At 49.9% G+C, this 10076-nt stretch carries 12 protein-coding genes and 5 tRNA genes; 14 read left to right on the plus strand and 3 right to left on the minus strand.

What is annotated here, in order from left to right:
* The first annotated feature begins 119 nt into the window (after positions 1-119).
* The 5 genes from F5I99_RS06285 (at position 120) to F5I99_RS06305 (ending at position 609) form a co-directional block, all read left to right on the plus strand.
* Positions 120-195 (plus strand) — tRNA-Glu (locus F5I99_RS06285).
* Between the two features lie 31 nt (positions 196-226).
* Positions 227-302, plus strand: a tRNA-Gly gene (locus F5I99_RS06290).
* Positions 303-326: 24 nt separating this feature from the next.
* A tRNA-Glu gene (locus F5I99_RS06295) sits at positions 327-402 on the plus strand.
* A gap of 31 nt (positions 403-433) precedes the next feature.
* Positions 434-509, plus strand: a tRNA-Gly gene (locus F5I99_RS06300).
* A 24-nt stretch (positions 510-533) separates the two neighbouring features.
* Positions 534-609: transfer RNA gene (locus F5I99_RS06305), tRNA-Glu, on the plus strand.
* Positions 610-637: 28 nt separating this feature from the next.
* Here the strand turns inward: F5I99_RS06305 and F5I99_RS06310 are convergent.
* The gene (locus F5I99_RS06310; protein WP_151054183.1) at positions 638-1093 is read right to left on the minus strand and encodes a MerR family transcriptional regulator; all 456 of its coding nucleotides are present in this window, start codon (positions 1091-1093) and stop codon (positions 638-640) included.
* A gap of 77 nt (positions 1094-1170) precedes the next feature.
* On the opposite strand from F5I99_RS06310, the gene F5I99_RS06315 reads away from it, so the two are divergent.
* The 6 genes from F5I99_RS06315 to F5I99_RS06340 all read left to right on the plus strand — a co-directional run bounded on the left by F5I99_RS06315 (position 1171) and on the right by F5I99_RS06340 (position 5842).
* A complete protein-coding gene (locus tag F5I99_RS06315) occupies positions 1171-2226 on the plus strand; it encodes an SO_0444 family Cu/Zn efflux transporter (protein WP_151054185.1) in 1056 nt (351 codons plus the stop codon).
* Between the two features lie 70 nt (positions 2227-2296).
* On the plus strand, positions 2297-3232 hold the full coding sequence (locus F5I99_RS06320) for an ABC transporter ATP-binding protein (RefSeq protein WP_151054187.1): 936 nt from the start codon (positions 2297-2299) through the stop codon (positions 3230-3232).
* Entirely contained in the window at positions 3229-4002 is a 774-nt protein-coding gene (locus tag F5I99_RS06325) for an ABC transporter permease (protein WP_151054189.1), read from the plus strand. Before F5I99_RS06320 ends, F5I99_RS06325 begins: the two co-directional genes overlap by 4 nt.
* On the plus strand, positions 4002-4826 hold the full coding sequence (gene queF / locus F5I99_RS06330; protein ID WP_151054191.1) for an NADPH-dependent 7-cyano-7-deazaguanine reductase QueF: 825 nt from the start codon (positions 4002-4004) through the stop codon (positions 4824-4826). The genes F5I99_RS06325 and queF overlap by 1 nt, the downstream gene beginning before the upstream one ends.
* Before the next feature lie 15 nt (positions 4827-4841).
* Entirely contained in the window at positions 4842-5402 is a 561-nt protein-coding gene (locus F5I99_RS06335) for a nitroreductase family protein (RefSeq protein WP_151054193.1), read from the plus strand.
* Entirely contained in the window at positions 5399-5842 is a 444-nt protein-coding gene (locus F5I99_RS06340) for a YiiD C-terminal domain-containing protein (protein ID WP_151054195.1), read from the plus strand. Before F5I99_RS06335 ends, F5I99_RS06340 begins: the two co-directional genes overlap by 4 nt.
* Positions 5843-5866: 24 nt before the next feature.
* Here the strand turns inward: F5I99_RS06340 and F5I99_RS06345 are convergent, their stop codons facing one another.
* The gene (locus tag F5I99_RS06345) at positions 5867-6439 is read right to left on the minus strand and encodes a peptidylprolyl isomerase (protein ID WP_151054197.1); all 573 of its coding nucleotides are present in this window, start codon (positions 6437-6439) and stop codon (positions 5867-5869) included.
* 124 nt (positions 6440-6563) lie between these two features.
* Here F5I99_RS06345 and F5I99_RS06350 point away from each other — a divergent pair, with 124 nt between their 5' ends.
* The 3 genes from F5I99_RS06350 to F5I99_RS06360 all read left to right on the plus strand — a co-directional run bounded on the left by F5I99_RS06350 (position 6564) and on the right by F5I99_RS06360 (position 9567).
* Positions 6564-8243 carry a methyl-accepting chemotaxis protein gene (locus F5I99_RS06350; protein ID WP_151054199.1) on the plus strand — a complete coding sequence of 560 codons (1680 nt, stop codon included), beginning with the start codon at positions 6564-6566 and terminating at the stop codon, positions 8241-8243.
* A 76-nt stretch (positions 8244-8319) separates the two neighbouring features.
* Positions 8320-9120, plus strand: a complete 801-nt coding sequence (locus F5I99_RS06355) for an SDR family NAD(P)-dependent oxidoreductase (protein WP_151054201.1) — start codon at positions 8320-8322, stop codon at positions 9118-9120.
* Positions 9121-9129: 9 nt separating this feature from the next.
* A complete protein-coding gene (locus F5I99_RS06360) occupies positions 9130-9567 on the plus strand; it encodes a nuclear transport factor 2 family protein (protein WP_151054203.1) in 438 nt (145 codons plus the stop codon).
* Here the strand turns inward: F5I99_RS06360 and F5I99_RS06365 are convergent, their stop codons facing one another.
* Positions 9568-10074, minus strand: coding sequence for a DUF3833 domain-containing protein (locus F5I99_RS06365; protein WP_233282116.1), 507 nt, complete (start codon positions 10072-10074; stop codon positions 9568-9570).
* Between the last annotated feature and the right edge of the window lie 2 nt (positions 10075-10076).

The following is a 10076-nucleotide window of genomic DNA, read 5'->3' on the forward strand; positions in this document are numbered from 1 at the left end:
TTGCATGGATTTTGAATTTTTTTAATGTCAGGTGTTGACGAGCATTATCTGTCTACGTATTATTTGCGCCTCTTCCAGAGCATCACTTGTTTGGAAGAGTGCATGCAAATGCGTATTACGTCCCATTCGTCTAGTGGCCTAGGACATCGCCCTTTCACGGCGGTAACAGGGGTTCGAACCCCCTATGGGACGCCATTTCTACTCAGTAGGCCTGAGCAGAAATAAAGCGGGAATAGCTCAGTTGGTAGAGCACAACCTTGCCAAGGTTGGGGTCGCGAGTTCGAGTCTCGTTTCCCGCTCCAAGTTAGTGTTTGAAAATGTACAACGTCCCATTCGTCTAGTGGCCTAGGACATCGCCCTTTCACGGCGGTAACAGGGGTTCGAACCCCCTATGGGACGCCATTTCTACTCGGTAGGCCTGAGCAGAAATAAAGCGGGAATAGCTCAGTTGGTAGAGCACAACCTTGCCAAGGTTGGGGTCGCGAGTTCGAGTCTCGTTTCCCGCTCCATGTTGATATTTGTAAGTGTATTACGTCCCATTCGTCTAGTGGCCTAGGACATCGCCCTTTCACGGCGGTAACAGGGGTTCGAACCCCCTATGGGACGCCATTTACCTACCCTCCTTTTATTTATTTTTTTATCTGGCTCTTTCTGAACCAAAACCAAGTTTCCCTGGATTTGTTTCTGTGCTTTGTTGCTCAAACAAGGTTTGGATAATTCGGCATTCTGATGTAGTTCCTCCACGGCATTGTCTGACTACCTGGCGTAGTTCATCGGCAAGCGCTTGTAGGGATAGGATTCGCTTTTCCAACTGCAGCAGATGATGAGTAGCAATGGTATCAGCGGCACTGCAGTCTGCATCCGGATTGTCTGCCAGATTCAACAACTCCTGAATGCTATGCAGGTCCAGGCCCAGTGATCGGCCATGGCGAATAAAACCGATTCGTTGTAGTGCCTGGTGATCATAATAGCGATAGCCCTGAGCGCTACGCGCGGGCGCTTGCAGCAACCCCAGTTTTTCATAATGACGAATTGTTTCTGCTGAGCAGCCTGTGAGGGTTGCGACTCGCCCGATGCGATATTTCTCTGACATTTTCTTGACCCTGTAACGATTACAGGGTTTAGGCTAGTAAATACTGTCTAATTACACAAGTGTCGCGGGTGAAGATAATGACTAGGATACCTGAGTTCTTAAGTGTGGCTCTGAGTGCTGCGCCCTGGTTGCTAATGGGGTTGCTGATTGCCGGGCTGATCAAGGCGTATATGCCGGAGCATCTGTTGCAGCGGTGGATGGGTGGGCGAGGTTTTAGTAGCATCGCGCGTGCTGCCGTGATCGGTGTGCCCTTGCCCTTGTGTTCCTGCGGTGCGATTCCAACGGCCTTGGCTTTGCATCGCGGTGGTGCCGGTCGTGGGCCGACTACGGCTTTTTTGATCGGAACCCCTGGAGTTGGCGTAGACTCTATATTACTCACCAGTGTCTTGCTGGGGCCGTTAATGGCGTTTATGCGAGTGTTGGGTGCAGTGGTTACGGCAATTTCAACCGGACTGATGGTTTCTCTAACCGCATTGAACCAGACAACTAAGCTGCCAGTGGTAAAAACCACGCAGGCTTGTTGCGCCAGCAATTGTGGCGCTACAACCGGAAAAAGCCACGACCCTGCGTCTGCATCAAATGATCGGGTGAGAGGGCGTCTGGCCAGCGGTTTGATCTATGCGTTTGGTGACCTGCTGGACGATATCAGTGCCTGGTTAATTGCAGGACTATTGTTGGCTGGCGTGCTGATAACGCTGGTGCCTCCCGAGACTTTGACTGGCTTGTCTGGTGGTATCGGGTCGCTATTGCTGATGGCGATGATAGGCATCCCTCTGTATATCTGCGCTACAGCGGCTACCCCTGTTGCAGCGGGATTATTGCTCTCCGGTATCACGCCTGGGATGGCATTGGTATTTCTGCTGGCTGGCCCTATCACCAGTCTGGCCACGCTGGGGGTGCTCAGACGAGAGTTCGGTAACCTGGCACTGATAGTGTATTTAAGCAGTATCCTCGTGGTGACGACGCTGTTGGGCTGGTTGCTGGATCAGTCGTTGCAATGGCTGATGTTCGATCCGGTGATACAGGCTAGCCAAGTGCAGGAATTGCTGCCCGGATGGCTGGAAGTATCCGCTCTGGGGGTGTTGTTGATACTGATCATGCGACCATTGCGTCAGCGTTTACTGGGGTTCTGATAAGGGCCACCGGTTGAAATTATTACTTTGAACCGCATATAGAGGATTCGGTCACTTACAAGGACTATTTATGGCAATCGCACTGGCAATTCATTCACTGCAAAAAACCTACAACAACGGCTTTGAAGCCCTCAAGGGTATTTCGCTTGAGGTAAAAGAGGGTGACTTCTTTGCGTTGCTGGGCCCGAACGGTGCGGGTAAATCAACTACGCTGGGTATCGTTTCATCGCTGGTGAATAAAACAGCGGGAGAGGTCAAAGTTTTCGGTTATGACCTGGATAGCGAAAAAACGATGGCTAAGATGCAACTGGGTGTAGTTCCACAGGAGTTCAATTTCAACACCTTTGAACGGGTGCTGGATATTCTGATCACTCAGGCAGGCTATTACGGTATTAGCCGAAAACAGGCACTGGAGCGTTCAGAGTTTTACTTAAAGAAACTGGGGTTGTGGGATAAGCGCAACGAAGCCGCACGTATGTTATCGGGTGGCATGAAGCGTCGTTTAATGATTGCCAGAGCGCTGGTGCATGAGCCGAAATTACTGATTCTTGATGAGCCTACAGCGGGGGTTGATATTGAATTGCGACGCTCCATGTGGAGCTTTCTGCAAGAGATTAATGCACGTGGAACGACAATTATTCTGACCACTCATTATCTGGAAGAGGCGGAATCTCTGTGCCGCAATATTGCCATCATCGATCAGGGCCGTATTGTCGAAAATACCAGTATGAAAAGGTTGTTGCAGACGCTGAATACAGAAACTTTTATTCTGGACCTGGCAGCCGATCTAGAGGAAATGCCAATACTATCCGGTTACACCCTACGCCAGATCGATGCACATACCCTGGAAGTTGATATACAAAAGAATATGGGAATGAATCCGCTATTTACGCAATTGTCTGAGCAAGGCGTCACGGTACTGAGCATGCGGAATAAATCTAATCGATTAGAGGAGTTGTTTGTGTCATTGGTAGAAAAAACTCTGGGTAAGGGAGTGCCTGTATGAATGCGCAGCTACTCTTCACTGCTTTCTGGACCTTATTGGTAAAAGAAATACGTCGCTTTAGCCGTATTTGGATACAAACGCTGCTGCCTCCAGCGATTACCATGACGCTGTATTTCATTATATTCGGTAATCTGATCGGATCACGTATTGGTGAAATGGGCGGCTTTGGTTACATGGAGTACATCGCGCCCGGGTTGATCATGATGTCCGTGATCACCAACTCTTACAGCAATGTAGTGTCATCTTTTTTCGGCACCAAGTTTCAACGCAATATTGAAGAGTTGCTGGTGGCCCCGGTACCCAACTGGGTGATACTGGCGGGGTATGTCACCGGAGGGGCTGCACGTGGTTTGGGAGTGGGGGTTATTGTGACGATCTTGTCGCTGTTCTTTACCCAGTTGCATATCAGCCACTTCTGGATCACCCTGAGTACAGTGATACTGACGGCGATCGTGTTCTCGTTGGGTGGCTTTATCAATGCGGTGTATGCCAATAGTTTTGATGATATATCCATCGTACCGACCTTTATTCTGACGCCGCTGACCTATCTGGGTGGTGTGTTTTATTCGATCTCTCTGTTACCGGATTTCTGGCAGGGCGTGTCGCAGTTGAATCCGATTCTGTATATGGTCAACAGCTTCCGCTACGGTATTCTGGGGGTCAGTGATATCAATATCGTGTTTGCGTTTGCTATGATTATAGGCTTCATTGTTGTGTTGAGTGCCTACTCTATGCATCTGCTTAATACCGGTAAAGGAATTCGCAGTTAATGACCGAAAACGATGTGGTAACTCATTCACCTCTGGGACAGGAAACCGGTTATACCAATCAGTATGAGCCGTCATTGCTCTATCCCATCGCCCGAGACCTGAATTGGCAGGCGCGCGGTATTGAGCGCGATAGCTTGCCATTTAAAGGGGTTGATCTGTGGAATGCCTATGAGATCTCCTGGTTGGATCAGAATGGCAAGCCGCTGGTGCGTATCGGTGAATTCCGTATACCGGCTAACTCCAGCCACATCATTGAATCCAAGTCATTCAAGCTTTACCTTAACTCCTTTAATCTGACCCGTTTTCAGTCAGAGTCAGAAGTGCTGGCACGTATGCAGCAGGACCTGAGCACGGCAGCAGGTGGTAAGGTGCAGGTGCGGTTGATCAAGGTCAATGATACCGCCCCGATTGAGCGTTTGCAGGGGGAGTGCCTGGATGAGTTACCGCTGATGGTCACTCAATACAGCCCGGCACCGGAATACTTGAAAACGACAGCTCGAGTGGTGGAAGAGTGTCTGGTTAGCCATCTGCTTAAATCCAATTGCCCGGTAACAGGGCAACCTGACTGGGCGAGTATTCAGATACGCTATAAAGGACCGGCAATCGATCATGCTGGACTGCTGGCTTATCTGATTTCCTACCGTGAAAAGGGTGATTTTCACGAGCAGTGCGTTGAAAATATCTTTATGGATATCTGGCAAGGGTGCAAACCCCAGAAGCTGACTGTCTATGCCCGTTATCTGCGCCGCGGTGGCCTGGATATCAATCCTTATCGTTCCAGTCTGGCAGGAGAGCCGGGGAATCCACGTCTATCACGCCAATAAACCACAGGATAATCCATGAATGCTCTAGATCTGTTGTTAAAGCGCGTTTCATCACCGGTTCTAGACGAGCCTGCTCCCACGGCAGAACAGTTAGATCTTATCTATCGGGCTGCATTGCGTGCTCCGGACCATGGGGGTTTGCGGCCCTACCGTTTTCTTCAGATTGAAGGGGACGGGCGGGAAAAGCTGGGGCAGGTCTTTGTCGATGCGGCGCGTGCAGAGCAAGCGGATATCAGTGAGCAGGAGGTTCAGAAATTACTCAACGCGCCCTTGCGCGCACCGTTGATTATTGTGGCAATTGCCTCCTTGCAGCCGCATCCTAAAGTACCGGCTGTAGAACAGCAACTGGCGGCGGGTTGTGCGGCACATGGCATACTGCTAGCGGCCTTTGCCCAAGGGGTGGATGCTATCTGGCGCAGTGGAGCTATGGCCTTTAATTCACAGGTGATGACCCGCCTGGGACTGGAAGCCAATGAGCAGATTATCGGTTTTATTTATCTTGGCAAGGCGCGTAAGCACCGTGTAGTACCCTGTCCGCAACCGGGTGAGTTTGTACAGAAATGGGGACGTAGATGAACCAGACCGCTTTTTTGCGTGAACTGCAGCAGTCCATTCCCCTGACGCGTGCGATGGCGATTTCTGCCTGTGACTATGATGGCCAACAGTTGCAACTCAGCGCTCCTTTAGCCGCAAATGTAAATGACAAGGGCACCGGATTTGCTGGCTCGCTGACCGCTCTGGCAACTCTGGCTGGCTGGAGCCTGACCACGCTGTATGCGCGCGATCAGGGTGAAAATGTGAATGTAGTCGCCGCTGAAAGCCATGTGCGTTACCTGCGACCGGTTACCGATGATTTTACTGCAGCGGTCAGCTTGCCAGACACCTCACTGTGTGAGCGCTTTTGTGAGCGCCTGCAAAGTCGCGGTAAAGCCAGTCTGCCGTTATCCATTCAGATTTTTCAGGGCACAGAGCTGGCACTGCAGCTTGAGAGTGTCTACGTGGCGATCAGACGTTAGCGGTTAACCCATCAAACCCCAGGCTTACTCGGTGGGGGTGATGCGTTCAATCTTTTCGATAATAATGGGTGTGACGGGGACATTCTGATGTCCTCCGCGTGAGCGGGTTGGCACGCGGGAAATACCAAAAACCACCTCCAGTCCGTCAGTCACTTCACCGAACACAGCATAGCCAGCACGTAACGGGTGGCCATCCAGGTTCTGGTTGTTGGCGACATTGATGAAAAACTGAGATGTGGCACTGTCGGGGTCATTGGTACGGGCCATGGCAATGGTGCCGCGACGATTGCTTAAGCCATTGGTTGATTCGTTGATGATCGCCGGGCGTGTATCCTGTCGCTTGAGTTCGGCGTCAAAGCCCCCGCCCTGAATCATAAAGTTGGGGATGACCCGATGGAAGGTGAGTCCTTCATAAAAGCCACTGTCCACATAAGCCAGAAAATTTTCTACTGTGACGGGTGCATTAGCCTGATCCAGCGTCAGCTCGATGTCACCCTGGTTGGTAATCATGCGAATCTGAACTGAAGTTTCCTGTGCGACTAGCTGCGTTGGTAAGAGTATTGACAAAAGTATGACAAAAATACTCACATTTTTCATAGTAGAATGCCTGTGTAGGTTATAGTATTAAGAGTCTAGTTGGAAAATAGAGCATGATTTTACTGACTAATTCCATCAGAATACCAGCCGTTTACAAGAAAAGTAATATCTGAGGAAGTCCGGGATGAACACACTGAAACTCAAGTCCAAGCTGCTGCTGATGGCGCTGGTGCCGATGCTGATGATTACGCTGGCATTGTTATTACTGGTTAATTTCCAGATGCGAACAGCCGGTACAGCTGAAGTGGAGCGTATCCGTGAATCCATGATGGATGCCAAGCGTGAAGCGTTGCAGCATTATGTTGAAATTGCCATTACCGCCGTCAAGCCTTATATGACCAGTCCTAATCCTTCGGCAGAGCAGTTGGAAGCAGCAAAAACCATGCTACGCAGTATGCGCTTTGGGTCGGATGGATATATTTTTATTTTTGATAAGCTCGGTAATACTCTGGTACATGGTATGTCGCCGCAATTGGAAGGGCGTAATTTGAATGATCTGACAGACCCCGAGGGGGTTTATCTTGTAAGAGAACTGGTTAAAGCTGGACTGAATGGCGGTGGGTATGTGGGTTATATATGGGACGAACCCACCCGTAATGGTCTGACGCCAAAACTTAGCTACGCCGAACCTTTACTGAATAATCAATGGATACTGGGTACCGGATTTTACATAGATGATGTAGATGAGGCTGTTGCTGTTCAGCAGGCACTGTTTGAAAAAGAAGTCACGTCGGTATTGCTGCGTATCATTTCCAGTGCAGTGGTGATACTGGTACTGGTGTTCCTGGCGGTATGGGTTATTGGTGGTCGAATTGTCAGACCCGCGCAAGAAACGTCTGCGGCATTGAAAGATATTGCTGAAGGTGAGGGTGACCTGACTAAACGACTTACGGTGATCAGTCAGGATGAAATTGGCGATGTGGCCAAAGAGTTCAATCTGTTTACCGACAAGATTCATCAGTTGGTTCGTGAGGTTAAAACCTCAGTGGAAGAGCTGACCGAATCCAGTGAAGCGATGAAAATTGTGGTAACCCGCAGTCATGAAGATGCGTCACTACAGCAAACAGAAACGACTCAGGTCGCTGCAGCTATTCATGAAATGTCTGCCGCCGTCGAAGAGGTTGCCGGGAGTGCCTCCAGAGCTGCCGCCGCCGCTCTGGAGGCCGATCGCGAAGCCACTGATGGTCAGCAGATTGTCAGTCAGACAATTCAGGCCATCAATAACCTGGCCGATGATGTTAACCGGGCTGCCGATGTTATTGAGAAACTCGGTGATAACGCCGAGCAGATTGGAACGGTGGTCAGCGTCATCAAAAATATCGCGGATCAGACCAATTTGTTGGCATTGAACGCGGCCATCGAAGCGGCACGTGCCGGTGAACATGGACGTGGTTTTGCCGTGGTGGCTGATGAAGTCAGAACCCTGGCGAACCGAACTCAGGAAAGTACCAATGAAATTCAGCAGATGATAGACAATCTGCAGTCAGGTACCCGCGATGCCGTTAGTGTTATGCAGCGCAGTCGTGAGGCTTCAGTGGATACCGTGAAACGGGCTGCCGGGGCGAATGAATCCCTGGAAACCATTGCTCGCTCTGTCGGTACCATCACTGAAATGAACACACAAATTGCCAGTGCGGCAGAAGAGCAGACGGCGGTTGCCAATGAAGTCAGTCAGAGTATTCAGAAAATTGCAGACACCGCTGAACATGGTAAACGCAATGCCGATGAAGTGGCTAACACCTCTGAGCGCATGGCGTCACTGGAGCAGCGCCTGAATCAGTTGGTGTCACGTTTTCGCGTGTAATGCTGCTCTGCACTGCTATCAGTAATGGCTGAACTGGCTGGACTCTTTTTACGTAACTTAGTGAAAGGAGCTCAATATGTTCAGATCATTTGTTATATCAAAGATTGGTGTAGACACTAGCTGGAAGCTTGTGTGGATTACCGGTGGTGGCAGCGGTATTGGTTTGGCAGTGGCAAAGCAGTTAGTCCGCAAGGGTACTAAGGTCATCATCAGTGGTCGTCATGAGCAGGCCTTGCTGGAATGCTGTGATCAACTTAATCAGCCAACCCTGTCAGGTTCGTTACATCCGTTGGTTTGTGATGTGACGTCGCTGGAATCTGTGCAGGCTGCTTGGCAAATGCTGATCCAGAATTATGGTATACCGGATCTGGTGCTGCTCAATGCCGGAAATCATCAGCCAGTGACTCTGGAAAACTTTTCCCCTGAACCCTTTCAACAACTGATGGCGGTTAATTATTTTGGTGTAGTGAACTGTCTGTCAGTTTTGTTGCCTGATTTAGTAAGCCGCCAGCGTGGACAGATTGGTGTCGTGGCATCCGTAGCCGGATATTCAGGGTTACCTACAGCTGCCGCCTATGGGGGTAGCAAGGCTGCCTTAATTAATACCTGCGAGGCGCTCTATCCGGAACTACTTGAGCAAGGTATACAGCTGTCGTTGATTAATCCGGGTTTTGTAAAAACCCCACTGACGGATAAGAATACCTTTGCCATGCCCTTCCTGGTCGATGCGGATCGGGCGGCAACAGTCATTATTCGTGGATTGCAACTTAAACGTTTTGAAATTGCATTTCCACGGGTTTTTGTCATGCTGTTAAAAGTGCTGCGTCTGCTGCCCTATTCACTCTACTTCAGGCTGACGCGGAAATTGTTACCCTGAGGAGACTCGATGCCACTTACGCCTTCCAAACAGCTTTGCGAGCGGTATTGCGAGGTATTCAGTAATCTGAGTCCAGAGACACTCGATCAATTTAAAGACTTGGTGACTGAACAGGTGCATTTTCGTGATCCTTTCAACGATGTCCGGGGCTTCAGTAAGATGCGTCGGGTCTTGGAGGATATGTTCGAAAATACCGAAAACCCGGCGTTTAATGTGCTGGAGCAAAGTGTCTATACCGATCATGCCTGGTTGCGCTGGCAGTTTACCGCCAAGGTACCGATTATCGGGCTGTTATCTGTCGAGGGTGCCACCCGTCTCGAATTTGATCACTATAATGGCCTGGTCACTGAACATATCGATTATTGGGACAGTGCACCGGTGTATCTGCGCCTGCCATTAATTGGCGGGTTATTACGTCTGATAAAGCGGCGTATGTCGGCAAGCTGATTATTCTGGAATCAGGTTGAAGGGGGCTTCCTTGAGTTGATCAGCCCGAATAAATGACAGGGTGACCTGACCAAGTTCTAGTCCCCATTTTTTCACGCTGGCACGGTTAATCAACACCCCACCGGGTTGTAAATACATCCAATCATCAAAGCTGACGCGCCAACTGTTATCACCGACTTTCAGATCCATCTGATAGCGCCAGTTCAGCGCATTACCACTGATCTTTCCACGTGCTACGCCGATAATATCATCCGCTTGTCCTTGATATTCGCCTTCAGCCGTGGGCGTGATTCGCCAGACACGCCGGTCAGTTTCACCATCGGAATAAAGAAAGTATTCATCCAGTATCAGCGTATCACCTTCCATACGCGCATCAATTTCTACCTTGAATTCACGTCGTAGGTTACCGAAGCGGTCTTCAAAGATGCCCCAGGCATAGACGCGCCCTTGAAAATAGTCTTCAAGCACCAGTTTGGGTTCGCGCTGGTCAAACTTTTCTATATTCATCT

It is taken from the genome of Nitrincola iocasae, from assembly GCF_008727795.1.
GTDB lineage: Bacteria > Pseudomonadota > Gammaproteobacteria > Pseudomonadales > Balneatricaceae > Nitrincola > Nitrincola iocasae.